Origin of the sequence: Nocardia sp. NPDC050712 (assembly GCF_040654295.1) — a bacterium.
GTDB lineage: Bacteria > Actinomycetota > Actinomycetes > Mycobacteriales > Mycobacteriaceae > Nocardia.
The window spans coordinates 1,766,585-1,788,857 of the sequence record NZ_JBFAHT010000002.1; the positions used below are offsets into that span (position 1 = coordinate 1,766,585).

The 22,273-nt window shown below is 69.8% G+C and carries 26 protein-coding genes; 10 read left to right on the top strand and 16 right to left on the bottom strand.

Features of this window, described 5'->3' with window-relative positions; translation table 11 throughout:
* Nucleotides 1-10: 10 nt before the first annotated feature.
* Nucleotides 11-1,336 (bottom strand): amino acid deaminase, encoded by a 1,326-nt coding sequence (locus AB0H76_RS19120; RefSeq protein ID WP_357325213.1) that lies wholly within the window; start codon nucleotides 1,334-1,336, stop codon nucleotides 11-13.
* Nucleotides 1,337-1,468: 132 nt separating this feature from the next.
* Between AB0H76_RS19120 and AB0H76_RS19125 the strand changes: the two genes are divergently transcribed.
* Genes AB0H76_RS19125 through AB0H76_RS19135 form a run of 3 tightly spaced genes read left to right on the top strand, consistent with a single transcriptional unit; the run spans nucleotide 1,469 to nucleotide 3,659 of the window.
* Complete coding sequence (locus AB0H76_RS19125) at nucleotides 1,469-2,476, top strand: sugar kinase (RefSeq protein WP_357325216.1); 1,008 nt, start codon at nucleotides 1,469-1,471, stop codon at nucleotides 2,474-2,476.
* On the top strand, nucleotides 2,473-3,246 hold the full coding sequence (locus AB0H76_RS19130; RefSeq protein WP_357325219.1) for an IclR family transcriptional regulator: 774 nt from the start codon (nucleotides 2,473-2,475) through the stop codon (nucleotides 3,244-3,246). The genes AB0H76_RS19125 and AB0H76_RS19130 overlap by 4 nt, the downstream gene beginning before the upstream one ends.
* A gap of 5 nt (nucleotides 3,247-3,251) precedes the next feature.
* The gene (locus tag AB0H76_RS19135; protein WP_357325222.1) at nucleotides 3,252-3,659 is read left to right on the top strand and encodes a RidA family protein; all 408 of its coding nucleotides are present in this window, start codon (nucleotides 3,252-3,254) and stop codon (nucleotides 3,657-3,659) included.
* 2 nt (nucleotides 3,660-3,661) lie between these two features.
* Here AB0H76_RS19135 and AB0H76_RS19140 read toward each other — a convergent pair whose 3' ends face one another.
* The 3 genes from AB0H76_RS19140 to AB0H76_RS19150 all read right to left on the bottom strand — a co-directional run bounded on the left by AB0H76_RS19140 (nucleotide 3,662) and on the right by AB0H76_RS19150 (nucleotide 5,671).
* A complete protein-coding gene (locus tag AB0H76_RS19140) occupies nucleotides 3,662-4,042 on the bottom strand; it encodes a hypothetical protein (protein ID WP_357325225.1) in 381 nt (126 codons plus the stop codon).
* Between the two features lie 3 nt (nucleotides 4,043-4,045).
* The gene (locus tag AB0H76_RS19145; RefSeq protein ID WP_357325227.1) at nucleotides 4,046-4,699 is read right to left on the bottom strand and encodes a hypothetical protein; all 654 of its coding nucleotides are present in this window, start codon (nucleotides 4,697-4,699) and stop codon (nucleotides 4,046-4,048) included.
* A gap of 78 nt (nucleotides 4,700-4,777) precedes the next feature.
* On the bottom strand, nucleotides 4,778-5,671 hold the full coding sequence (locus tag AB0H76_RS19150) for an SMP-30/gluconolactonase/LRE family protein (protein WP_357325230.1): 894 nt from the start codon (nucleotides 5,669-5,671) through the stop codon (nucleotides 4,778-4,780).
* Between the two features lie 210 nt (nucleotides 5,672-5,881).
* Here AB0H76_RS19150 and AB0H76_RS19155 point away from each other — a divergent pair, with 210 nt between their 5' ends.
* Together AB0H76_RS19155 and AB0H76_RS19160 are read left to right on the top strand one after the other, a co-directional pair.
* Nucleotides 5,882-6,496 carry a TetR/AcrR family transcriptional regulator gene (locus AB0H76_RS19155; RefSeq protein WP_357325232.1) on the top strand — a complete coding sequence of 205 codons (615 nt, stop codon included), beginning with the start codon at nucleotides 5,882-5,884 and terminating at the stop codon, nucleotides 6,494-6,496.
* A gap of 42 nt (nucleotides 6,497-6,538) precedes the next feature.
* On the top strand, nucleotides 6,539-8,035 hold the full coding sequence (locus AB0H76_RS19160; protein WP_357325235.1) for a carboxylesterase family protein: 1,497 nt from the start codon (nucleotides 6,539-6,541) through the stop codon (nucleotides 8,033-8,035).
* Nucleotides 8,036-8,043: 8 nt separating this feature from the next.
* Here the strand turns inward: AB0H76_RS19160 and AB0H76_RS19165 are convergent, their stop codons facing one another.
* From AB0H76_RS19165 to AB0H76_RS19175, 3 genes are all read right to left on the bottom strand, one after another.
* Entirely contained in the window at nucleotides 8,044-9,024 is a 981-nt protein-coding gene (locus tag AB0H76_RS19165) for a YihY/virulence factor BrkB family protein (RefSeq protein WP_357325238.1), read from the bottom strand.
* A gap of 96 nt (nucleotides 9,025-9,120) precedes the next feature.
* Entirely contained in the window at nucleotides 9,121-10,668 is a 1,548-nt protein-coding gene (locus AB0H76_RS19170) for an MFS transporter (protein ID WP_357325241.1), read from the bottom strand.
* A 97-nt stretch (nucleotides 10,669-10,765) separates the two neighbouring features.
* On the bottom strand, nucleotides 10,766-11,752 hold the full coding sequence (locus tag AB0H76_RS19175) for an NAD(P)/FAD-dependent oxidoreductase (RefSeq protein ID WP_357325244.1): 987 nt from the start codon (nucleotides 11,750-11,752) through the stop codon (nucleotides 10,766-10,768).
* Nucleotides 11,753-11,846: 94 nt separating this feature from the next.
* Here AB0H76_RS19175 and AB0H76_RS19180 point away from each other — a divergent pair, with 94 nt between their 5' ends.
* A complete protein-coding gene (locus AB0H76_RS19180; protein ID WP_357325245.1) occupies nucleotides 11,847-12,428 on the top strand; it encodes an XRE family transcriptional regulator in 582 nt (193 codons plus the stop codon).
* Here AB0H76_RS19180 and AB0H76_RS19185 read toward each other — a convergent pair.
* The 3 genes from AB0H76_RS19185 to AB0H76_RS19195 form a co-directional block, all read right to left on the bottom strand.
* Nucleotides 12,425-12,847 (bottom strand): response regulator, encoded by a 423-nt coding sequence (locus tag AB0H76_RS19185; protein WP_357326254.1) that lies wholly within the window; start codon nucleotides 12,845-12,847, stop codon nucleotides 12,425-12,427. The genes AB0H76_RS19180 and AB0H76_RS19185 overlap by 4 nt on opposite strands.
* 198 nt (nucleotides 12,848-13,045) lie before the next feature.
* Nucleotides 13,046-13,576, bottom strand: a complete 531-nt coding sequence (locus tag AB0H76_RS19190; protein WP_357325248.1) for a hypothetical protein — start codon at nucleotides 13,574-13,576, stop codon at nucleotides 13,046-13,048.
* Between the two features lie 109 nt (nucleotides 13,577-13,685).
* Nucleotides 13,686-14,483 (bottom strand): alpha/beta hydrolase, encoded by a 798-nt coding sequence (locus tag AB0H76_RS19195; protein WP_357325251.1) that lies wholly within the window; start codon nucleotides 14,481-14,483, stop codon nucleotides 13,686-13,688.
* A 59-nt stretch (nucleotides 14,484-14,542) separates the two neighbouring features.
* Here AB0H76_RS19195 and AB0H76_RS19200 point away from each other — a divergent pair, with 59 nt between their 5' ends.
* Entirely contained in the window at nucleotides 14,543-14,935 is a 393-nt protein-coding gene (locus tag AB0H76_RS19200) for a MerR family transcriptional regulator (RefSeq protein ID WP_357325254.1), read from the top strand.
* Between the two features lie 107 nt (nucleotides 14,936-15,042).
* Here AB0H76_RS19200 and AB0H76_RS19205 read toward each other — a convergent pair whose 3' ends face one another.
* The 3 genes from AB0H76_RS19205 to AB0H76_RS19215 all read right to left on the bottom strand — a co-directional run bounded on the left by AB0H76_RS19205 (nucleotide 15,043) and on the right by AB0H76_RS19215 (nucleotide 17,776).
* Nucleotides 15,043-16,239 carry an MFS transporter gene (locus AB0H76_RS19205; protein WP_357325257.1) on the bottom strand — a complete coding sequence of 399 codons (1,197 nt, stop codon included), beginning with the start codon at nucleotides 16,237-16,239 and terminating at the stop codon, nucleotides 15,043-15,045.
* Nucleotides 16,236-17,111, bottom strand: coding sequence for an NAD(P)-dependent oxidoreductase (locus tag AB0H76_RS19210; RefSeq protein WP_357325260.1), 876 nt, complete (start codon nucleotides 17,109-17,111; stop codon nucleotides 16,236-16,238). The genes AB0H76_RS19205 and AB0H76_RS19210 overlap by 4 nt, the downstream gene beginning before the upstream one ends.
* Nucleotides 17,112-17,197: 86 nt before the next feature.
* On the bottom strand, nucleotides 17,198-17,776 hold the full coding sequence (locus AB0H76_RS19215; protein WP_357325263.1) for a TetR/AcrR family transcriptional regulator: 579 nt from the start codon (nucleotides 17,774-17,776) through the stop codon (nucleotides 17,198-17,200).
* Nucleotides 17,777-17,836: 60 nt separating this feature from the next.
* Here AB0H76_RS19215 and AB0H76_RS19220 point away from each other — a divergent pair, with 60 nt between their 5' ends.
* The gene (locus AB0H76_RS19220) at nucleotides 17,837-18,283 is read left to right on the top strand and encodes a VOC family protein (RefSeq protein WP_357325266.1); all 447 of its coding nucleotides are present in this window, start codon (nucleotides 17,837-17,839) and stop codon (nucleotides 18,281-18,283) included.
* On the opposite strand, the gene AB0H76_RS19225 is transcribed toward AB0H76_RS19220, so the two are convergent.
* On the bottom strand, nucleotides 18,229-19,068 hold the full coding sequence (locus tag AB0H76_RS19225) for a TetR/AcrR family transcriptional regulator (protein ID WP_357325269.1): 840 nt from the start codon (nucleotides 19,066-19,068) through the stop codon (nucleotides 18,229-18,231). The two genes, AB0H76_RS19220 and AB0H76_RS19225, sit on opposite strands and share 55 nt — an antisense overlap.
* A 75-nt stretch (nucleotides 19,069-19,143) precedes the next feature.
* On the opposite strand from AB0H76_RS19225, the gene AB0H76_RS19230 reads away from it, so the two are divergent.
* Nucleotides 19,144-20,370 carry an MFS transporter gene (locus AB0H76_RS19230; RefSeq protein ID WP_357325272.1) on the top strand — a complete coding sequence of 409 codons (1,227 nt, stop codon included), beginning with the start codon at nucleotides 19,144-19,146 and terminating at the stop codon, nucleotides 20,368-20,370.
* Nucleotides 20,371-20,432: 62 nt separating this feature from the next.
* Here the strand turns inward: AB0H76_RS19230 and AB0H76_RS19235 are convergent, their stop codons facing one another.
* Nucleotides 20,433-20,837: a DUF1801 domain-containing protein gene (locus AB0H76_RS19235; RefSeq protein WP_357325275.1), complete on the bottom strand. Its 405-nt coding sequence runs from the start codon at nucleotides 20,835-20,837 to the stop codon at nucleotides 20,433-20,435.
* Between the two features lie 110 nt (nucleotides 20,838-20,947).
* Here AB0H76_RS19235 and AB0H76_RS19240 point away from each other — a divergent pair, with 110 nt between their 5' ends.
* Nucleotides 20,948-21,643, top strand: a complete 696-nt coding sequence (locus AB0H76_RS19240) for a VOC family protein (RefSeq protein ID WP_357325278.1) — start codon at nucleotides 20,948-20,950, stop codon at nucleotides 21,641-21,643.
* A 59-nt stretch (nucleotides 21,644-21,702) separates the two neighbouring features.
* On the opposite strand, the gene AB0H76_RS19245 is transcribed toward AB0H76_RS19240, so the two are convergent.
* Nucleotides 21,703-22,140, bottom strand: coding sequence for a MarR family transcriptional regulator (locus AB0H76_RS19245; RefSeq protein ID WP_357325281.1), 438 nt, complete (start codon nucleotides 22,138-22,140; stop codon nucleotides 21,703-21,705).
* Nucleotides 22,141-22,273 lie beyond the last annotated feature (133 nt).

Genomic DNA, 22,273 nt, shown 5'->3' on the forward strand with positions numbered 1-22,273 from the left:
CGCCCGCTCGTCAGAAGAAGGTGTGCAGGAGGTCGACGACGCGCGGATCGTCGGCGTCGGCGTCGTCGATGACGGGGATCAGCCGCCACTTGTCGAAGGCGGTGCACGGGTGCGAGAGCCCGAGTCGCACCACGGTGCCGACCGGGACGTCCGCGGCCGTGCCGCCGGGCAGCCGCAGGAAAGCGTGCTGGTCGTTGAGCGCCGACACGGTGGCCGGCACCGCGAGGTGCTGCGGAACCGGCAGCCCCTCGTCGAAGGGCAGGTCGCGCTTGCCCGCGTCCAGCAGTGCGAGTTCGGGCTCGGGCCGGGAGACGGTCCGGGCCCAGCCGTGCATGGCCGACCGCAGCGGACGTTCGCTGCGCGCGGCGGCCAGCGGCGAGATCCCGGCGTAGAAGCCGTCGTCGTGGATGATGTAGGCGCCCGAGCGCAGCACGACGGTGGTCGGAACCCCGTGTGCGCCTTGCTCGTCCGCCAACTCGGCCAGCCCTTCGACGACCAGGTCCGGATAGGCGCTGCCGCCCGCCGTCACGATCGCGCCATCGGAATAGGCTCCGGCGGCGGCGAGTTCGCGATGCAGCCGCGCCACCTCGTCCAGATACCGGCGTACCACGGCGAGACCGGCGGGGGTGCGGTCGTGGGCGAGCGCGCCTTCGTAGCCGCCCACGCCCGCCAGGCTGAGCCGCTCGGAACGTCCGATCGCGGCCGCGACGGCGTGCGCCTGCTCGACGGTGCGCGCACCGGTGCGGCCGTGCGGCCCGCCCAATTCCACGATCACCCGGATGACCGCCGCGCCCGGCGCGGAACGCAGCTGCTCGTCCATTACCGCGACGGTCTCGACGCTGTCGGCCCAGCAGACGAACTCGAAGGCCGGATCCTGTGCCGTTTCGGCGGCGACCCAGGCCAATCCGACCGGGTCGACCAGCGCGTTGGCCAGCATGACGCGCCCGACGCCGAAGGACCGCGCGACCTGGACCTGCCAGATGGTGGCGAAGGTGAGGCCCCAGCTGCCCGCAGCGAGCTGGCGCGCCCACAGCTGCGGCGACATCGTGGTCTTGCCGTGCGGGGCGAGCCGGACACCGGCCGCGCCGGCCCAGTCGGCCAGCAGCGCGACGTTGGCGGCGACGGCCGACCGGTCGACGGTGAGCACCGGGGTTTCGAAGTCGGCGAGGCGCGGCGCAGAGTCCAGGAACTGCCGGACGGTCCGGCCCCAGGCCGCGGGCGGCAGGCCTTTGTGCTCGGGACCGAGGGTCCGATCGTTCAGTGCGGCAACGGCTTTCTCGTCGATCGCCACGTCGCTCCTTCCCGCGGATTCTCCGCCGACAGTTATGCATGTCATGCATTGCACATTTTGCAACGCTTGTTGCACATCGTGTTTGGTGTGGTTATTCTGCATGCGATGGCCGGTGGCCGCAAGGGCAGAAGGGAGATTGCAGTGACGTGGCCTACTACGTCGCCTCGCCCACGGGCGGTGACAGTCGGTGAGGGGCTCGCGGTTCTGGTGGCGCACCCGGGCCCGCTGGAGGAGTCGGCAACCTTCGAGCGCAGCGCGGGCGGCGCCGAGGCGAATGTGGCGACCGTGCTGACCCAGCTCGATGTCGACGCCGCCTGGATCTCCCGGGTCGGCGACGACGGTTTCGGCCGCTATCTCACCCAGCATCTCGCCGCCCGCGGGGTCGACGTCTCCGCCGTGCGGACCGATCCCGCCCGGCCCACCGCGATCTATGTCAAGGAGCGCGGCAGCGGGTCCGGCAGAGCGACCGATCTGGCCGCGCGGGACAGCCGAATGCTGTACTACCGCAACGGTTCCGCGGCCAGCGCCCTGTCCACCGCCGATCTCGCGGCCGCGGCCGCCCTGCTCGACGATTGCCGCCTCGTGCATTTCACCGGGATCACCACCGCGCTCTCAGCCGACGCGACCGGCCTCACCGAAGCGCTGATCGCGCTCCCCCGGCGCGGCCGCCTGATCAGCTTCGACCTGAACTACCGCCCGGCGCTGTGGGCCGGGCGTACCGGAGCGGCCGCCGACATCCTGGCCCGGCACGTCCGCGGCAGCGACGTGGTCTTCCTCGGAGCCGACGAGGCCGGTGCGGTGTTCGGTACCGACGACGCCGACCGGCTGCGGGCCCTGTTCCCCGAACCCGCCCAGCTGATCGTCAAGAACAACGAGCACTCGGTCACCGGTTTCGCCGGCCCGGACCGGGTCGAGGTGCCCGCGCTCGCCCTCGAGATCACCGAGCGGATCGGCGCCGGCGACGCCTTCGCGGGCGGCTACCTGGCGGCGCTGCTGCACGGGCGGCCCTTGGACCAGCGCCTGCGCTTCGGGCACCTGTGCGCCGCGGCCGCGCTGACCGGAACCGGGGATGTGGCCGAGCTACCGGCCGCGCACCGGCTCGCGGCGCTCGCCGCGGGCACCGAGTCCGATTGGGCCCGCGTCGATTACGCCGACGCGGCGGTAGCCGAGAATGTGACGTTATGAGTCAGAGTCTGTTGCGCGCGTTGACCATCCTCGGTTCCCTGGGCACCGACGCGCGATCGTTGGATCAGCTGGCCGGCGAGCTCGGCGTGCACAAGTCGACGGTGCTGCGGCTGTTGCAGACCATGGAATCGCAGCGCTTCGTCACCCACGACGGCGACCACCGCTACGTCCTGGGCTCCCGACTGTTCGAGCTGGCCAACCAGGCGCTGGAACAGCGTGATGTCCGCACCCTGGCGCGCCCGCACCTGAGCGCGCTGAATTCGGCCACCGGGCAGACGATCCACCTCGCCACCTACGAGTCCGGCGAGGCGATCTACATCGACAAGTTCGACGCGATCCAGAGTGTGCGCATGTACTCCCGGATCGGGCGGCCCGCGCCGCTGCACTGCACCGCGGTCGGCAAGGTGCTGGTCAGCGCGCAGCCGCGCGCGGACTGGGCGGCCGTCGCCGAGCGGATCGAGTACCGCAAGTTCACCGAGCGCACCATCCAGACCCCCGAGCAGTACCTGGCCGAGCTGGATCTCGTTGTCGCACAGGGTTATGCCGAGGACCACGAGGAGCACGAGACCTTCGTCAACTGCATCGGCGTCCCGATCCGCAACGGCACCGGCGCGGTCGTCGCCGCGGTCTCCATGTCGGTGCCCGACATGCTGCTCGACCACGATCAGGTGCTGGCCCGGCTCCCCCAGGTCCGCGCCGCGGCCGAGGCCGTTTCCGTCGAACTCGGCTGGACTCCCGGCCGCGACTCCCACCCCACCACGAAAGGCTGACACCCATGAGCGAGAAGATCGCCGTCCGCACCACCGACGCCCCCGCCCCGGCCCACACCTTCTCGCAGGGTGTGCGCAAGGGCCCGTTCGTCCAGGTCTCCGGCCAGGGCCCGGTCGACCCGGCCACCAGCGAGTACCTCTACCCCGGTGACGTCGCGGCGCAGACCACCCGCACCCTGCAGAACGTCAAGGCGATCATCGACGCCAGCGGCGCCACCTTCGACGACGTGGTCATGCTGCGGGTCTATCTGACCAAGCGCGAGGACTTCGCGACCATGAACGAGGCCTACGGCGAGTTCGTCACCGCCAACACCACCGGCGATGTCCTGCCCAGCCGCACCACGGTTTTCACCGGTCTGCCGCGCGCGGAGATGCTGGTGGAGATCGACGCGATCGCCATCGTCTCCGAGTAGGGCTAGGTCCAGGAATCCTCGGGGTAGTCCTCGGTCACCGCGTCCTGCACGCCCGCGGATCGGGCGCGGGCGAGCAGGCCCGCCAGCAGAACCAGGACCGTCACGATCAGGACGTGTGCCGTGAACAGCACCAGCATCGGCAGCGCGAAGCCCTCGTCGGTGAGCGCGCCGCGCTCGCCGACGCAGTAGAGCGTGTAGTTGGTCGAGGTGCCTTCCGAGTCGTGGAAGGTGTCCGAGACGACCATGGCTTCGGTGGCCGGGGGCTCGCAGAACAGCGGCGCGGTGAGTTTCGCCTCGCCCGGCCACACGGCGACCGGAATCACCGTACTGAAGAAGCCCACGCTGATTCCGGTCGAGACAGCCGTCACCAGTAGTCGCGCCATCGCCTAGACCTGCCGCATCCGCAGGAACGCGCCGGTGTGGTCGAACTCGACGACCACCTCCGACCGCGCCGAGACCACGTTGGCGACCACCCGGACGTCGCCGCCGAAGCGGCTCACCAGGATGACGGTCACCTGCCCGTCGGGTAGTGCGCTCTGCGCGCGGGCGGTGTCCACGATGTCCTCGATCCGGGTCAGCGCGGGCACCGCGCCGACGGTGAAGTTCTCACCGTCGAGGTCGTCGTAGGCCGACACCCGCACCGGGCTCGGCGCACTCAGGTCGCCGAGGGTGAACGAATAATCGTCGAGTTGGCGGGACCGATCCGGCGGCCGGACGCGCAGGCGCGCCGTGGCCTGGCGCGCGGCCAGGTTCTGACCGTCGGCCAGGAACCTGGTCACCTGGTCCGGCTGGTCGTGCAGCACCAGCCGGAACTGGGTCGAGTTCGGCGCGGTGAGCAGGATCAGGTTGGCCTCGAGATCGGTGGCGCCGATCCGGCGCGCGACGGCGGCGATGGCCTCCCGCGGCAGCGCGCTCACCAATCCCCCACCGCGCGTTCTGATCCGGTCCTCGAAGTCGGCGCGATCCACCGCGCCGACGCACCCGCTCGCACCCAGCACCGACAGGCACATCAGGACTCGAAACCACTTGCCGCGGCGCATGTCCCGAATGCTATCGGCTGCCCGCGCCGGGCGCCCATGATGCGGCTTGCGAACGGGAATCCGGCTCGGGCGCGCGCATCACAGGGGTGGTGCGGCGGGAATATCCACGCGGGCGGACAGGATCACGCCCTCGCGGGCGGCACTGCGCGCGTGCTCGTCGAAGTCCGGTGCCGCGCACAGGAACAGCGTCCGCCCGTCGGCCCCGCCGAGCGCACAGGCGAAAACCCCGGTCTCGGCGGCGATCTCGTCGACGATCTCCCCCGATCGGATCCGCACGGCCCGCCCGTTGACGGCATCGGCGACCCAGAGCGCCCCCTCGGCGTCCAGCGCCGCACCGTCACCGCCCACGACGATCTGCCCCAGCATCGCTGGAATATCGGTGGCGGTCGGCAGTTCGCCGAACCGCGCCCAGGTCCGCCGGCCGGCCAGGCGGCCATCAGCGGTGAGGTCGAACGCGGTGATCCGATTGCCGAGGGTTTCGTTGACGAGCAGCAGACCATCGGCGGTAATGACACTGCCGTTGGGGAACCAGAGGTCCTCGGCGACATGGGCGACCGTGCCGTCGGGGTCGACCCGCAGCAGGCCGGCCGGCGCGAACGGATCGCCCGCCATCAGGTCGAAGCCGAAGTGACCGACGAACGCCCGGCCGTACCGGTCGACGACCATGTCGTTGAGATGCCCGGTCACCAGGCCGGACAGGTCCGCGTGCGTGACCAGGGTGCCGTCGGGTTCGCGGCGCAGCAGCCGCTGATCGCGCATGGAGACGATCAGCAGCCGCCCGTCGGGCAGCCAGCCCAGACCGGACGGCTGGCCGGGTACCCGCGCCTCGGTCCGCGGGTCGCCGCCGTCCGCCCGGACCGACAGCACCTGATGGGTGTACATGTCGGACAGCCATAGTCGGTCCCCGTGCCAGCGCGGGCTCTCCAGGAACGCGAACCCGCTCAGGACACAGGTATTCGCACGATTCGGCATGATGCTCCTCAGAATTCCGCGCAGCCGGTCGCCCGGGACCCCGCCGGATCCCCGGGAGTGATCTGAACGAACGTTCAGATGAAGTGCGGCCAGCATGGGTGCGACGCCCATCACTTGTCAAGCAGATAGCCTTGCTGAGTACGGTTATTGAGTCGCGGAAGATCCGGCGCTACAGTTTCACCTGAACGATCGTTCACAGAAGGCGAGGGCATGACCGAGACCGAGCATCTGCCGGAGCGCGACAACCTCTCCGGGACCCGGCTGCGCCTGTACGAGACCGCGCTCGCCCTGTTCGGCGAGCAGGGCTACCACGCCGTGTCGGTCCGCGATCTCGCCACCGCCCTGGGTTTGCAGCCCGGCGCCATCTACACCCACGTCAGCTCCAAACAGCAGTTGCTCTACGACTTGGTGACGATCGGCCATCAGCACCAGCGCGACGTCCTCAAGGACGCCCTGCTCGACGCCGGGCGCGATCCGGCCGATCAGGTCCGGGCGCTGACGCGGGCGCATGTGCTGCTGCATCTGCGCTACCGCTCCCTGGCCCGGGTCATCCACCGCGAATTCCGCTCTCTCAGCGACGAACAGCGCGCGCAGGTGCTCGCCGTCCGCGCCGAGAGCGAGCAGATGCTCGTGGACGTGATCGAGCGCGGCATCCGCCTGGGCGCGTTCAGCGTGTCCGAGCCCTGGCTGGCCATGGCGGCGATCGGCGCGATGGGCATTCGATCGGCGGAATGGTGGACCCCGGAGGCGGGCCCCGCCGCGGCGACGGTGGCCGGCACCTTCGCCGACTTCGCGATCGGGCTGCTGACCACACGGAGTTCCTGATCCCGGCCCCCGCCGGCCGAATTATCACCAGAATGAGGGCTTATGGAAACGATTGTGTCCGTCACCGGCGGCAAGGTCCGCGGCCGGACCGAGGACGGCATCAGCAAATTCTTCGGAATCCCCTACGCGGCCGCGCCGGTCGGACCCCTGCGCTTCGAGGCGCCCCGGCCGGTGGCCGAATGGCCGGGCGTACGCGACGCCGTCGAGTACGGGCCCACCTGCGCCCAATCGCCTTATCCGCCACCCATTCACGCGATCATCGGCAGCGATCACATCCCGGGCGACGAGTACCTCAACGTCAACGTCTGGACGCCGGAGGTCGGCGGCGCCGGGCGGCCGGTGCTGGTCTGGATCCACGGCGGGGCGTTCGTCCGCGGCTCCAACGCGCGAGAGATGTACGACGGCTCCACCTTCGCACGCGACGGCGTCGTGGTGGTGTCGATCAACTATCGCCTGGGCATCTCCGGCTTCGCGGCCCTGCGCGACGCTCCGCTCAATCGCGGTCTGCGCGACCAGATCTTCGCGCTGGAATGGGTGCGCGACAACGTCGCCGCGTTCGGCGGGGACCCGGGCAACGTCACCATCTTCGGTGAATCCGCGGGCGGCATGAGCGTGATCGACCTGATCTCCTCGCCCCGGACGACCGGATTGTTCCGGCGCGCGATCGCGCAGAGCGGCAACGGTTCCGCCGTCGGCACCGCCGAGGACGCGTACAAGGTCACCGAGCACGTCGCCACGGTGCTCGGCATCGAACCGACCGCGGCGGCGTTCGGCGCCCTGACCCCGGATCAGCTGCGCGAGGGCCAGGATTCGGTGGCGGCGGCGCTGGCCACCGATCCGGATCCCGAACGGTGGGGCGCCTCGACCATCGCGGGCGGGTTCGGCGTCATGAGCTTCTTCCCCGTCCTCGACGGTGAGGTGCTCGCGGACCGGCCGATCGAAGCCCTCGCGGCGCATCCCGAGCGGCAGGTTCCGCTGCTCATCGGCTGGAATGCCGACGAGTTCCGCCTGTTCACCGTGCCGACCGGGGTCGCCGCCGGGATCACCGCGGAGGTACTGCCGTTCGCCGTGGCCCGCTACGGGGTGGATCCGGCGATCGTCGCCGACTACTCCGCGACCCGCCCGGACGCCACACCCGCCGACGTCTTCGCCGCCATCGTCAGCGACCTCGCCTTCCGCGACGACAGCGTCCGCATCGCGGAAACCGTCGCGGCCGCCGGAACTCCGACGTTCGCCTACGAGTTCGCCTGGCCCTCGGGCGTCGACGGTCTCGGCGCCTGCCATGCGCTGGAAATTCCGTTCGTCTTCGACCAGGCCGCCGCCGCGCCCACGCTCACCGGCGAGAATCCGCCGCAGCAGCTGGCCACCGACATGCATGGCGCCTGGGTCCGGTTCGCGACCGAAGGCGATCCGGGCTGGCCGCCCTTCGACCCCACCGGCCGGACCGTGCGGATCTTCGACGCGCCGCGGAGCAGTGAGGCCACCGACCCACGTGGGGAAGAGTTGCGCGCGCTGCGCGCCGCCTACCGAACGCCCTGAACCGGCGCTTACGACACGGCGACGCGTTCCGGCGCCGTCGCGACCACCGGGACCTCGGGCACGAGGCTCTTCGCCTGGTCGCGGCGCGCCGGGGCCTCGACCCGCAGATACCGGCGCAGCGCGCGCTGGCGGTGCAGTTGCGCGTCGATCACCGCGCCGAACAGCAGCGCGAAGTTCGTCAGCCACAGCCAGATCAAGACCACGACGACCGCCGCCACCGAGCCGTACACCTTGTCGAAGGAGTCGAAATGCGAGGCGTAGAAAGATAATCCGGCCGAGCTGAGGATCCAGGCCGCGACCGCGATGACGCTGCCCGAGGTCACCCACCGCAGCCGCTGGCCACGGACATTGGGGGCGATCCAATACACCAGCGCCAGGCCGACACAGGCCAGGCAGGCCAGCACCGGCCACTTGGCCAGACCCCAGATCCGAAGACCCGTGCTGCCCAGCCCGACGGCTTCGCCGAGATGTGCCGCCGCGCCGCTGGTCACGGCGAAACCGACCACGGTAGAGACGATCGCGGTCACCATCAGCGCGCTCAGCGCCAAGCGCAGCAGGATCGTTTTGGCGAAGGGCCGGCTCTCCGGCACCCCGTACAGCGCGTTCGCGGCGCGCATGAACGCGCCCAGATACCCCGACACCGTCCAGATGGCCGAGCCGAGACCGATGATCGCCGCCGGGCCGGACAGCGCCTTGGCCGTCTGCAGGTGCTGGATCGCGTCGGTCAGGACGGTGCGGCCCTCGTCCGGGCCGAGCCGGCCGGCCGCGTTCGCCAGCGTGTCACTCGAGGACGGGCCCAGCATGCTGAGCACCGCGATGGCGATCAGCAGGGCCGGAAACAACGACAGCATGCTGTAGTACGTCAGCGACGCGGCCCGGTCGGAGAACTCGTCGGACCAGGCGACCCGGGCGGTGTGCACGAGCACCCGCACCCGGCGTCGCCGGAGAAGATTGAACTTGACCGGCCGCAAACGCCCTACCCATGCCATAACACCTCCCGACTGCCTGTGTTCCCACTGGAAACGGTCCGAAACTCCGCGGCGGTCCGAATGTTGTAGGTAACACAGTGAATCCGCAGCAACAGGCTACCGGGCAGCCACCGGCGCCGCGGCGGCCCCCTCGTCCAGGGCCACGCGCCGCGGGCCACGCAGGGTGATGTAGACGAACAGCACGCCCATGACCGCGACACCGGCCCACATGGCCTGCTGCCAGCCGTCGACGAAGGATTGCTGCGCGGCGCGCACCAAACCCGGTGTCTCCGCGCCCGCTACGGCCACGGCGTTGGCGATGCCGTCCCGTGCGGTGTCGGCGGCCGGCGCGGGGATCCCGCTCAGCCGGTCCTCGATGGCGGTGCGGTAGCCGACGGAGACGAGCGCGCCGAGCAGCGCGACACCGAGCGCGGTACCGAATTCGCGGGTGACATCGTTGAGCGCGGAGGCCACGCCCTGCTTCGCCCGCGGCAGGGCGGCGGTGATCGCCTCGGTCGACGGCGTCATCGACAGGCCCATGCCCGAGCCCATCGCGAGCAGGCCCGGCAGCACTGCCGGATAGCCGCCATCCACCGAGACCAGCAGGGCCAGCAGCGCCAACCCGACTGCGGCCACCAGGATTCCGGCGGCCATGGTGGCGCGCGCGCCGACGCGCGCGGCCAGTTTCGGTGCCAGGCCCGAGGCCAGCATCATCGTGCCGGCCATCGGCAGCATGGCCACCGTGGATAGCAGTCCCGACCAGCCGAGCACGGCCTGGAAGAACGGGAAAAGGACGACGGCGATACCGGCCTGCACGCCGAAGACCACCAGCAGCGTGATCGAGCCCCCGGCCAGGCCGCGTTCGCCGAACAAGCGCACGTCCAGCAGAGCGGCCTCGCGGCGGCGCAATTCCCAAGCGAGGAAACCGAACCCGGCAGCCAGGCCGACGACGAAGCCGATCACGGTCGCGGGCGCGGTCCAGCCGCGTTCCGACCCCTCCTGCAAGACGAAGATCAGCGCGATCACCGCCACCATCGAGGTCAGCGCGCCGACGATGTCGAAGGCGAAGCCGGACCGCTCGCGCGAGTTGGGCACCGATTTCAGCGTCATGGCCAAGGCCACCGCCGCCAGCACCACCGGCAGCACGAACAGCCAGCGCCAGTCCGCGATGTCGACCAGGAGCGCGGACAGGAACATGCCCAGGATGCCGCCGCCCGCGGCGACGCCGGTCCACACGCCGATGGCTTTGCCGCGCTGGTCCTCCGGGAAGGTCGCGGTGATCACGGCGAGGGTGATCGGCATGATCATCGCCGCGCCGACGCCGGCGGCCACCCGAGCGATCAACATCACTTCGATACCGGGGGCCGAACCGCCTGCGACACTGGCGATTCCGAAGACCACGAGTCCGGTGACCAGCATGGGTTTGCGGCCGAGGCGATCGCCGAGCGCGCCGAGCGGGAGCAGCAAGGCGGCCAGGGCGAGTGTGTAGATGTTGATGATCCACAGGACCGTGCCCTGGGTAGCCCCGAATTCGACGGCCATCTGCGTCTGGGCGACGTTCAGGCCCGACACCGAGGCGATGACGGCCATCAGCGCGATAGAGACCGCGATCAGGATGGTGCGCAGGTGCCGGGCGTCGACCGGCGGCGACTCGACGGTAGCCATGGGTTCCTCTCGAAAAGGGCATGCGGAAATCGACGGCCGGCAGCGCCGGGCGTCCTAGCGGTTACGGAAAAGGGGTCGGCTCGGCCCGAGCCGCGCGTTAGACGGTGGCGGCCAGCGCCGCGTCGGTATCCGCAGTGACCAGCAGGGCGTTGATATGGGCGCCGGCCAGGGCACCGGCGGCAGCGGCGGCGCCCACCTGGGCGGTCAGATCGGTGGCATTGCCCGCGACCCAGACGCCCGGCACCTCGGTGACGCCCGCCATCGCCGACACGAAGCGGCGGCCGATACCCGGCAGGTCTTCCACCGGAAGCTCCAGCCCCTCCAACCCGTCTGCGCGCGAGTGCATTTGGGTAGCGACCGCGAGAACACGCCGGTCCACGACCGCGTCGTCGGCCAGCCGCACCCCGGCGAGTTCACCGTTCGGGCCGTTCACCACCGCCCGCACCGCCTCCTCGACGATTCGAATGTCGCGAGCGGCGAAGCGCGCGCGAGTGTCGGCGTCGAGGTCGGTGCCGTTCGCGAAATAGATCAGGTCCGCGCTGAGCTGACGGAACAGCAGCGCCTGATGCACCGAGTTGGGTCCGGTGGCCAGGATGCCGATCGGCTCGTCGCGCACCTCCCAGCCGTGGCAGTACGGGCAGTGCACCACCGCGCGGCCCCAGTGCTCGGCCAGTCCGGGCACCTCGGGCAGCACGTCGCGCAGCCCCGTCGCCACCAGGACGCGGCGCGCCGTCAGCGCGCGGCCGTCGGCCAGGGTCACCGTGAAGCGCAGGTCGCCGGTGGCCGCGGGGGTTGCGGGCCGCGCGGCGGCCACCGCCCCGAAGACGATGCGCCCGCCGTACTGGCGGACCTGCTCGCGTCCCCGCTCCAGCAGTTCGGCGGGCGGCATCCCGTCCAGCACGAGAAAGCCGTGCATCGCCGCGGCGGGCGCGTTGCGGGGCGCGCCGCTGTCGATCACCACGACCGACCGGCGGGACCGGGCCAGCATCAGCGCGCCGTTCAGTCCCGCGGCGCCGCCGCCGATCACCACGGCGTCCACGGTCTCAGCAGGCAGTTCATCGGTCGCGTATGCGGAAGTCGTCATAGATGTGCACCTTTCCTGCGCGTGGCTCCAGTCGTTCTGGGCCGCTATCAGCGACAGTAACCCCGCTTTGCATATGAGGCATACAATCTTGCCTATGACGCAAACAGATGACGAGTTGGACAGCCTCGTACGCAAACGCATCCGGGCCCTGCGGGTGGCACAGGGCTGGTCCCTGGAGGATCTGGCCACCCGCGCCCACGTCAGCCAGTCCACCCTCTCGCGGATCGAGAACGGTCAGCGCCGCCTGGCCCTGGATCAACTGGTCGCCCTGGCCCGCGCCCTGGACACCACCCTGGACCAGCTGGTCGAGACCGCCTCCGACGACGTCATCACCAGCCCCATGATCGACGCGACGCACGGCACGATGCGCTGGCCGGTCAAAGCCGATCCCGGGATGGTCGTCATGCGCCAGCGTCTGACCGATCCGCCGCCCAGCAATCCGGCCCGCCTGCGCGCCCACCCGGGGCGCGAATGGCTCGTGGTCCTCTCCGGGACCGCGACGCTGATGCTCGGCCAGCGCCGCTTTCGCATAGAGACCAATCAGGCCGCCGAATTCCCCACGATGCTGCCGCACGCCATCGGCGCCGAAGGCGGGCCCTGCGAAATTCTCGGCATTTTCGACCGGGACGCACGCCGCGGTCATCAACGCGACAGCAAAGACCCTGTCGCGGACTAAATTATCGGTTGCCGCGTGCGGCGCTGTTGCGCGTCGCGCAGCCGGATCGACCAATGCGGTTCCGTCGATTCACCCCGGGGGCCCACCAGTGCCGTCTGAATCACGGTGAGCAACTCGAGAGTTCGGAAAGGCTTGATCAGAAAGTCGTGCGCCCCCGCGGTAATGGCGTGCTCGACGATATCGGGATCGGGCCGGGTGGACATCACGATGAGATGCGGCGCCGATCCATTTCCGCGCAATCGGGTCCGCGCGGCCAGCTCGAAGAGGCCCGGCACCGCGGCATCCGCGAGGACGACGTCGGGGATCCAGTCGGTGGTCAGCAGCAGAGCGTCGTCGCTGTGCGCGGCGTGCACGGGATCGTGACCGGCGGCTCGCAGCACCAGCGTGGTGATCTCGGCGACAGCCGGGTCCACTTCCATCACCAATACGCGCCCCTGGCGATGCCCCGCTTCGGGTGGAATGAGCGGTCGGCGAAATCTGTCCGGTGTAGGCGGAAATATATTCATGACGAGCAGGTCCTTCGTTTGACAAAGTTCTGCTTGCTTCGAATATTTAAGATATAGGAACAGTTAACTTTCAGCAACCGTATCGAGACATTCAACCGATTGATCGGCGAGTCAATGCCGAGGAAAATCTGGGCCGTTGTCGTGTTCGCCGTCGGCCGCCGGTATCTCGTCGGTGTCCTTGCTGATTCGGCGTGGCCGGGCCATTCGCCGGCGTCCCCGGACCGAATTGTCGCCTTCGGCGCGTTGCCGCCGCAGCGCGTCGAGATCGACGACGCTGCCGTCGTGCTCGCCGCCATCCGGATCGAACGGCGCGGCGGGATGCCGGATCGCGCCGGGGTCGACCGGCCACCAACCGGTTTCGCGTTGCAACTCCGAGCGCAGCACCGGCCGGGTCGGCGCGGGGTCGTAGACCGAGCTGCCGTCCGGATGCCATGGGTCGGGATGTTCGGCGGCCTCGTCGCCGACGCGGCGCGGACGGCGCGGCAGCCGGATGACTTTCGACGCCTCCTCGTCGGCGTCGGGTGTGCCGAACTCGGGCGGCAGCATGCCTTCCAGCCGCTTACGCAGCCGCTCCCGCGCGTCGATCCGCTTGCCGCCCTGCTCCGGGGCGGCTTCCCGCCCCGGCTCCTCCCGGTCAGACATGTAGCTGGCAGCCGACGGGCGTGCGTCCGCCGGGCCGGTGTCCGAACGCGGTACTGCTTGTGTAGCTCACGTCCGTATTCTGCCTCAGCGCGGCGACAAAGGCGCACGCCTAGGACGCGGGTGTGACTTCGGCGAGGAACTCGGCGACGGCCCGGGCCCATTCGGCCGGTCGCTCCGCGGCCAGCGCATGCCCGGATTCGAGTTCGATCAGCCGGGCATGACCGATGGTGTCGACGAGTTCCCTTGCGTGCGCACCCGATACCACCAGGTCGTGCCGACCGGCCACGACCAGCGCCGGTACCGCGAGCGCCGCGAGATCGGCCCGCACGTCGACCCGCAGGAGCAGATCGAGCTGGTCGTCCGCCCCGGCCGGTAGGGCGGGGCCGATGGCGGCCGCCAGTTCATCGATCTCGGTTCCGGAACGCCGGTCCAGCCAGTCCGGGCTCCAGCCGAGCAGCAGCAGGAAGGCGGCCAGGGATTCCGGGTCCCCGGCCAGGCGTCGCCAGGTCCGCACGAGCAGGCGCAGCCGGGCATTGGGATGGGCCAACCCCGCCGACAGCACCAGCGCGGTCACCCGCTCGGGATGCCGGGTCGCGAGCCGCACCGCCACCGCGGTGCCGGTGGAAAAGCCCAGCACCGCGAAGCGCTGCTGCCCGGCGCGGGTCGCGGCGTCGGCCAACCCGTCGGCGAGGCCGTCGAGGGTGAGTGGCGTCCGGCTGCGCGGCATGCCGCCCGAGCCCGGATAGTCCGGCGCCACCACGGTATTCGTCGCCGCGAGCCGGTCGATCACGGTGCCGAAGCTGTCCTGGATATCGCTGCCGGCACCGTGCGCGAGCACCAGCCCGGGTCCACTCCCCCGCACGAATTCAGCCGGTCCGGTCACGCCTGCGGTCATTGGTCGAGTCATAGCTCGAACGCTAAAATCTCACATCAGTGTGAGAGTCAAGGCGAGATGAACGGGATCACATGCGAATCGGTGAACTCTCGAACCGCACGGGGGTGAGTCATCGCCTGCTGCGCTACTACGAGGAGCAAGGGCTGCTGACCGCCGACCGCACCGGCGGCGGCTTCCGCGAGTACGGACCGGACACGCCTACCGTCGTCCGGCAGATCCGGGCACTCCTCACCGCGGGGCTGCCGACCCGGGTAATCCGCGACATCCTCCCGTGCGCGCACGGCCCCGCGCCCGAATTGGAGTCCCACCCGGACATGCTCGCGGTGCTCCGCCACGAGCTGGGCGCGGTCGAAGCGCGCCTGGAATGCCTGGCCGAGACCCGCGACATCCTCGCCTGCTACCTGGCGGCCACCGAGGCGCGCGGCGCCTCGGAGCCGGTGCGGAGCACTAATGCTGGGCGATGACGAGGTCCGGGCTTAGCGAGCCGCATCCGACCGAGGAGCAGCGGCGCCGAAATCCCTGGTGGGACAACAGCGACCGCTGTTCCTGCTCCTGCACTGCGTGCCGCTGGCTAGGCCGTCACCCGCCGCCCGCGCGTGAAGGCATGCGCCGCGGACACCGCGACGATGACCAGCGCGGCGCACGCCGCCAGCAACGCCGCGACCGGCAGCGCGCCCGCACCGGCGCCGCCCAGCAGGAGCCCGCCGATCACGCCGCCCGCGGCGACGGCCAGGTTGAAGACCGTGACCAACATCGACTGGGCGACATCGGCTTCCGCGCCCGCGGCATCGGCCATGGCGGTTTGCAGCAGCGTCGGGGCGCCACCGAAGGTCAGCCCCCAGGCGACGACACCGACGACCACCGCGACCGGTGAGTGCGCGCCGAGGCCGAGCACCAGCGTCGCCGCCGCGAATCCGCCGAGGCTGAGCAGGGTTACCGCGCGCAGCCGCTGGTCGACCAGCGCTCCGGTGGCCCAGATGCCCGCGATCGCGGCGGCGCCGAAGACCAGCAGCACGGTTCCGGCGGCGTCGCCCAGTCCGGCCTGCTCCAGGAACGGAGCGATGTAGGTGTAGAGGATGTTGTGGGCCACGATCCACGCCAGGACGACGGCCAGGATCGGCCGGATGCCCGGAATCACCAGGATTTCGCGCAGTGGGCGGCGTTGCTCGGCCGGCTGGCCGGGCAGGTCCGGGACCAGCACCCGAATCCAGCCGAGCAGGAGCAGCGCGAGGCCGGACATGATCCAGAACGCGGCGCGCCAGTCCAGCAGCGCACCGAGCCAGGCGCCGAGCGGAACGCCCAGCGTCAGCGCGATCGGCTGGCCGACGCCGACGATGGCCAGCGCGCGGCCCTGCAAGTGCGGCGGCACCAGTCGGCGGGCGTACCCGGCGAGCAGGCCCCAGATCACTCCGGCGGCCATCCCCGCGGCGAACCGCGCGACCAGGGTGAGCGAGTAGCTCGGCGACAGCGCCGTCACCGTATTGCACACCAGCAGGGCGCCGACCGCGGCCAGCAGCAGCGGTTTCCGGCGCAGGCCCCGGGTCGCGGCGATGACCGGGATGGCGGCGACCACCGAGCCGATCGCGTACACGGTGACGAGCTGGCCCGCCAGGGCTTCGGAGGTGTCGAGCCCCTGCGCGATGCGCGGTAGCAGCCCGGCGGGCATGGTCTCGGTGACGATGGCGAGGAAGCCCGCCATGGTGAAGGCGAGCAGCCGCCGGGTGGGCAGCGTGGCCGGCCCCTCGGACACGGTGTCGATACCGGTCATCGGGCTGCCCCTGCTCCGGCCAGGTGCGAAGCGGCCATGTCGGCAGCACCGTGCCCGGCGGCCGCGGCCCGCTGGAACCGTGCGAGTCCCGCGGCCGTGACATCGACTGCGACACCGGCTTTTTCGGCGGCGGCCAGGATCAGTCGAGCGTCTTTCACCGAGTTGTCGACCGAGAACGCCGTCGCGTAGTTCCCCGCCAGCATCGCGCCCGACTTCCCCTGGAAGAATCCGCTGTCGAGCGGTCCGCCGGTGACGACCTCGGCCACCAGCCGCGGGTCGACGCCGAGCGCGGTGGCCAGCGACAGGCTTTCGGCGATGCCGTGGGTGAGCGCGAAGACCAGGCTGTTCAGCGCGAGTTTGAGCCGCGTCGCCGCGCCCGCCGCCTCGTCCACCCAGACCGTCCGGCTGCCGATCGCCTCGAATACCGCTGCGGCCGTGTCGCGTTCGGCGAGTGGACCGGCGGCCAGGACGACCAGCTGACCCGCCTCGGCGGGCTGCTTGGTGCCCTGCACCGGCGCGTCGTAGAAGGTGAGCGCGTGCTGCCGCGCGAACTCCGCCAGGTCGGCGATGTCCTGCTCGCCGACCGTTCCGAGCTGAATCCACACCGTGCCCGCCGCCAGCCCGGCGACCGCCGACTCCATCACCTCGCGCACCGCGGGCCCGTCCTTGAGCACGGTGACGACGATGTCGGCGCCGGCGACCGCCGCCGCGGCGGTGTCGAAGACCTCGAGGCCACCGAGCCGATCGGCGGCCGCGCGCGTTCTGTTCCACACCCGTACCTGGAACGACTCGGCCAGGTTCACGGCGACCGGCGCGCCGATGATGCCGGTGCCGAGCACCGCCACCGTCGGGGCGGGAGAGCTGGTTGTCATGTGCGTACTCCTTAGTTGTTTAACGAACGTTCCATAATTTGGGCAGCAAAAATCGCGCCCGGGCCGCGGGCGCGATCAACTGTGCATCACAGCAGGCTGATAGTGGTTTCCACGATGCCGGCCAGCGCCGGGCGATCGGCCGTCTTGCCGAGCACCCGCAACCCGTACATCGCGTTGAGCAGGTATCGGGCCAGCGCGCGCGGATCACGATCCGCGCCGATCTCACCGTCGCGGCGCGCCCGCTCCAGGGCGGCGCGGAACGCCTCCTCCATTCGCCCGAAGATGCGCTCGACCAGCGCGGTGGCCTCCGGGTCGCGCCCGGCCAGCTCGATGGCGGCGTTCACGGCGAGACAGCCCCGGTTCGCGGGCACCGTCCCGGACTCCTCGTCGACGACGGTCATCAGCACGGTGCGCACCTTGTCCCGCACCGGCCGCTCGGCCTCGAGCACCGCCAATTGCCTTGTCGCCCACTCACTGTCGTAGCGGCGCAGCGTTTCCAGGAACAGTTCGTGCTTCCCGGAGAACGTGTTGTACAGGCTGCCGCGCCCGAGCCCGGTGCGGTCCACCAGATCTTGCGCCGAGGTCGCGGCGTACCCCTTGCTCCAGAACGCCGCCATCGCGGCATCGATTACCTGCTCCTGATCAAACCCCTTCGGACGAGCCATGTTCCGACCGTAGCACATTCTTGAACAATCATTACAAATGAGCTCGCTAGGCTGGTGGAGGTGCAGCTGGAACTGATCACGATCGTGGTCGCCGAGTACGACGCGGCGATCACCTTCTTCGTCGAAGCCCTGGGTTTCGACCTGGTCGAGGATTCACCGGCCCGAACCAACGACGGCCGCCCGAAACGGTGGGTCGTCGTCCGGCCGCCGGGGGCCGCGACCGGAATACTGCTGGCCCGCGCCGATGGCGATCGGCAACTCCCTGCGATCGGCAACCAGGTCGCGGGTCGCGTCGGATTCTTCCTGCGGGTCGACGACTTCGCGGCGGCGCACCGCCGAATGTCTTCGGCCGGAGTCGAATTCGTCGGCCCGCCGCGCGATGAACCCTATGGCCGGGTGGCGGTTTTCCTGGATATCGCCGGGAATCGCTGGGACCTACTCGGCCCCGCCGATCAGTCGGCCAGCAGTTTGAGCACGACCGGCCGCGACAACGTGCCCGAGACCTGACGGGCCAGCTGGTTCGCGCTCGCACCCGCCGCACGCGCCTCGCGCAGGGCGGCGGCGAGTTCGTCGCGGGCGGCATCCGCCGCGGCCTGGGCGTCACGAAGGCGCTGCGCCGCCTGGTCGACGGCCGACTCCGTATCGGCTACGGGTTGATCCAGGCCGGAACTGGTGGTCAAGGCATTGACCGGCGTCTCGCGCTGGAACTCCCGCGGCAGGTTCCGCATCGCGGCCCGGGCGAACTCCTGCATGAACTCGCGGGTCGCGGCCTTGTCGTCGGCGGCGTCCCCGAGCAGCAGCCGCGTGGTCTGTGGCACCGCGAGATTCCAATTGGCGATACCGCACAGTGCGAGCAGCACCCGCCCGGCGTACTGGGCGTCGACCCCGAATTGCTCGATGGCCCGGTCGAATTTGCGTTCGTAGTGCTGAGCCCGCCAGCCGTCGATATCGTGCGCGTCGACACCGCGGTGCAGGGCTTCCCAGAGCAGCAGGCGCAGCAGCTGCGGGTTGCTGTCGTGGTAGTCGAACAGCTTCGCGACGTAGCGGCCGGGATCGGTCTCGGTCAGCAACTGCACCATCTCCATGAACTCACCCATGGTGTCGATCAGGATGACGTCGAACAGCTTGTCCTTGCTGCCGAACAGGCCGTAGATGCGCTCTTTGTTGACACCGGCCGCCTCCGCGATGCGGTCCACCCGCGCTCCGGCCAGGCCGTATTCGGCGAATTCGTCACGGGCGGCCCGTAACAGCGCCTGCTTGGTGGCGTCACCGCGCTTGATCGCTACCGTCATGGCCGCGAGTTTACCAGTTCTTTAAACCAACTATTTGGTTGACAACATGATCGAGCCGGACATACCGTCGTCTCCATGACCACGCCGACCCTTCTCGACCCGGCAACTCCGGCTACCGCGCCCGCCACGGGCGCCGAGTCCCGCGCCCACACGGCGCGCACCCTGCCGGTCTTCGTCCTGTCCGCCCTGCTCGCCACCGGCCAGATGTATGTCCCCATTCCCCTGTTCACGGCCATGAAGTCGGAGTGGAACGCCGGCTCCGTCGTGATGACCTGGATCATCAGCGCGTTCGCCTTCGGGTACGCGGGCGGCTTCGTGCTCTTCGGCCCGCTCTCCGACCGCTACGGTCATCGCAAAGTTCTGGTGACCGGCATGCTCGCCGCAGCGGTGGTCACCCTGTTGACCGGTCTGGCGTTCAGCGCGCCGGTGGAGGTCGGCCTGCGGGTCGCCCAGGGGCTCGTCGTCGGATCGATTCCGCCCGCGATCATGGCCTATGTCGCCACCCGCATCACGCCCGCGCACCGCTCGGTGGTGACCATGTCGGTCGCGACGTCCTTCCTGGCCGCGACGGTGATCGCGCAGATCGTCTCGCAGGCGGTCGTCGCCTCGTTCCCGTGGCGCACCGTATTCCTGGCCTCCGCCGCCATTTTCGCGATTCTCGCGGTCGCGCTGCGCCGGGTGATGCTCGAGGACGCGCCCAGCGGTCGTGAGCTTCCGCTCCGGCACAGCTACGCGGCGATCCCCGCGGTGCTGCGGTTGCGGCCGCTGGTGCCGATGCTGGTGGCGGGTTCGATGAGCATGGCGGTCATGGTCGGCATCTACACCGGCCTCGAACTCACCGGCGTCGTCCAGAGTTCGGGCGAACTGCTCACGCTGCGGGCCGGCGCACTGCCGGTGATGCTGCTCCTGCCGCTGCTCGCGGTGCCGCTCGCGCGTCTGTCCAAGCACACCCAGATCGCGCTCGGCGTGCTGGTCGCCGCCACCGCCATGGTCGCGGCCACCTTCGAAGGCAGCCATCTGGCCGTGCTGACGGTCCTGCTCGCCGTGATGGTCGGCGGCCTCGGCATCATCGGCCCGGCCGTCCTGCAGAGCGCGGGCGAGCTGGGCGGTGAATCCCGCGCCGCCGCGATGTCGGTCGCGATGTTCAGCTTCTATGTGGGCGCCACCGCGGGCCCGCTCGTCGCGGCGGCCGCCGCCCCGCACGGCTTCGCCGCCCTGGCCTGGACCCTGGCCGGATTACTGGTCGCGGCATTGGCGATGACCGTGGTCGGCCTGGCCCTGCAACGGCGCGCCACCAACTGATCCCTATCCCGAAAACCCACAGCCGGCATCGTGATCCCGCGATGCCGGCTCCGGCCGTTCCCCTAGTCCGCTTCCCGATCCCGCTTGATCTTGCGCCAGCCGCCCGCGCGATTGTTGGCGATGATCTGTTCGAACATGGCGGTGAGCGCCCGCGCGTTGATCGTCTCGCCCTCGCGAAAAGCCACCGTCCTGGCGGTTTTGTTGTCGTGGCCGGCGGTGATGATCCCTTCCGGATCGGGCACGATCGCGCCGTCGTAGAGGAACACGTTGACGTGCGTCTTCGCCGCGAGCAGCGCGCAGATGTTGCCGTCCAGCACGAAGTAGGGCCGCGTCGTGCGCTTGATGGTCTCGACGACCTCGGGGTCGGCGGCGTGGACGAGCGCGCGAACCTCATGGCAGATGGCCTGCTGCCAGGAGGGCAAACCATCGATATAGGCATCGACGCGAGGGTCTACGACATAGGTCACGGGCGTTGTCCTCCGGGCTCACAGATAGCTTCGACCGGCCTTTGACCAGGGAAAGTCAGACTTCTCACGGCTATGTGCGGACGGCCGAGCCGATCTCTACCTTCGAAAACATGACGGAGAGAACGATACCCAGGCTGATGGCCCGATCGATCGAGCCGATCGCCGATTTCTACACCGCGCTGGGATTCCGGATCACCTTCCGGCAGACGGCGCCGTACCAGTTCCTGAGCGTGCGGCGCGGCGGCATCGAACTGAACTTCTACGGCGACAAGGCCTTCGACCCGAATTCCAGCACGCACGGCTGCCTGGTCGACACCGACGACGTCGACTACCTGTACGCGGCCTTCACCGAGGGGCTGCGCGCAGCCGTCGGATCGGTGCCCACCCAGGGACTCCCACGGATCGGCGCGTTGCGGGACAAGACCTATGGGGTGCGTGAGTTCCTGGTGAACGATCCCGGTGGGAACACCCTTCAGATCGCGCAGCCGATCAGCGCGGACCAGGCGCACCGGCCCGCGCCGACAGCGACGTTCGACCGCGCCATCCACATGGGCGCGCTGTTCGCCGATTCCAAACAGGATCTGGCGCTGGCGGTGAAAGTGCTGGACCGGGCACTGCGTCGAACCGACGAGGAGCCGACTCCGGTCCAGCTCGTGCAGCTGCTGGTGCTGCGCGCCGATGTCGCGGTCCGGCAAGGGGACCCGGCGCTGGCCCGGGAACTGCTGGCCCGGGTCCGGGCTATCGGCGGCGGGCCGGAACTCGCCGATGACCTGCGCCGCGCCACGGAACTCGAAGCGGCGCTGTGAGTCCGATCCCGCGGGCTCGAGGATGGAGGGCCAGGAACCGATCACCCACCAGCAGCCAGTCAGGTCGGGCCGGTCGTCATCTCCGCGTGCATCTGCTCGAGAATGCCCTGCAGGCTGCGCCGCCGAGCCGGGCTGAGGCTGTCCAGTGCCGCGCGCACGCCGTGCATCCCCGCGCGCACCTGCTGGGCGATCGCGACGCCCTCGGCGGTGGCCACCACCTTCTTCACCCGGCGATCGGCCTGATCGATGTGCCGCTCGACGAGCCCGCGCTGTTCCAGCCGATCGATGAGCAGGGTGATGTTCGATGCGTCACAGGAAAGATCCTCGGCGAGTTCGCGCATGGCCCGCGGCGTGGCCAGCAGGCAGACCAGCTTGGCCTGGCTGAAGGTCAGATCCACGCTCTGCGCTGCGGCCAGGAAGTCCTGCTGGTAGACGCGGCAGAACTCCGCGAGGGTCGCCATGACGTCGGTCGCGGTCGGTGGCGAGGAGTGCGGCACCGGGCAAATGTATGCCGAATACTTGACAGATTCAAGCAGTTGCGGTTGTACTGGCCGACAAGTCGCTTGAGTTGCTCAACTATTCGAGGCTCGAGCGCCGCTGTTCTTTTCCGACCGACCACGGTGCCGCCCT

Coding starts and splice junctions, on each gene's coding strand:
- AB0H76_RS19120 (WP_357325213.1), bottom strand. CDS start 1,336: ATGACATGCATAACTGTCGGCGGAGAATCCGCGGGAAGGAGCGACGTG.
- AB0H76_RS19130 (WP_357325219.1), top strand. CDS start 2,473: ATGAGTCAGAGTCTGTTGCGCGCGTTGACCATCCTCGGTTCCCTGGGC.
- AB0H76_RS19135 (WP_357325222.1), top strand. CDS start 3,252: ATGAGCGAGAAGATCGCCGTCCGCACCACCGACGCCCCCGCCCCGGCC.
- AB0H76_RS19140 (WP_357325225.1), bottom strand. CDS start 4,042: ATGGCGCGACTACTGGTGACGGCTGTCTCGACCGGAATCAGCGTGGGC.
- AB0H76_RS19145 (WP_357325227.1), bottom strand. CDS start 4,699: ATGCGCCGCGGCAAGTGGTTTCGAGTCCTGATGTGCCTGTCGGTGCTG.
- AB0H76_RS19150 (WP_357325230.1), bottom strand. CDS start 5,671: ATGCCGAATCGTGCGAATACCTGTGTCCTGAGCGGGTTCGCGTTCCTG.
- AB0H76_RS19155 (WP_357325232.1), top strand. CDS start 5,882: ATGACCGAGACCGAGCATCTGCCGGAGCGCGACAACCTCTCCGGGACC.
- AB0H76_RS19160 (WP_357325235.1), top strand. CDS start 6,539: ATGGAAACGATTGTGTCCGTCACCGGCGGCAAGGTCCGCGGCCGGACC.
- AB0H76_RS19165 (WP_357325238.1), bottom strand. CDS start 9,024: ATGGCATGGGTAGGGCGTTTGCGGCCGGTCAAGTTCAATCTTCTCCGG.
- AB0H76_RS19170 (WP_357325241.1), bottom strand. CDS start 10,668: ATGGCTACCGTCGAGTCGCCGCCGGTCGACGCCCGGCACCTGCGCACC.
- AB0H76_RS19175 (WP_357325244.1), bottom strand. CDS start 11,752: ATGACGACTTCCGCATACGCGACCGATGAACTGCCTGCTGAGACCGTG.
- AB0H76_RS19180 (WP_357325245.1), top strand. CDS start 11,847: ATGACGCAAACAGATGACGAGTTGGACAGCCTCGTACGCAAACGCATC.
- AB0H76_RS19185 (WP_357326254.1), bottom strand. CDS start 12,847: ATGGAAGTGGACCCGGCTGTCGCCGAGATCACCACGCTGGTGCTGCGA.
- AB0H76_RS19190 (WP_357325248.1), bottom strand. CDS start 13,576: ATGTCTGACCGGGAGGAGCCGGGGCGGGAAGCCGCCCCGGAGCAGGGC.
- AB0H76_RS19195 (WP_357325251.1), bottom strand. CDS start 14,483: ATGACTCGACCAATGACCGCAGGCGTGACCGGACCGGCTGAATTCGTG.
- AB0H76_RS19200 (WP_357325254.1), top strand. CDS start 14,543: ATGCGAATCGGTGAACTCTCGAACCGCACGGGGGTGAGTCATCGCCTG.
- AB0H76_RS19205 (WP_357325257.1), bottom strand. CDS start 16,239: ATGACCGGTATCGACACCGTGTCCGAGGGGCCGGCCACGCTGCCCACC.
- AB0H76_RS19210 (WP_357325260.1), bottom strand. CDS start 17,111: ATGACAACCAGCTCTCCCGCCCCGACGGTGGCGGTGCTCGGCACCGGC.
- AB0H76_RS19215 (WP_357325263.1), bottom strand. CDS start 17,776: ATGGCTCGTCCGAAGGGGTTTGATCAGGAGCAGGTAATCGATGCCGCG.
- AB0H76_RS19225 (WP_357325269.1), bottom strand. CDS start 19,068: ATGACGGTAGCGATCAAGCGCGGTGACGCCACCAAGCAGGCGCTGTTA.
- AB0H76_RS19230 (WP_357325272.1), top strand. CDS start 19,144: ATGACCACGCCGACCCTTCTCGACCCGGCAACTCCGGCTACCGCGCCC.
- AB0H76_RS19240 (WP_357325278.1), top strand. CDS start 20,948: ATGACGGAGAGAACGATACCCAGGCTGATGGCCCGATCGATCGAGCCG.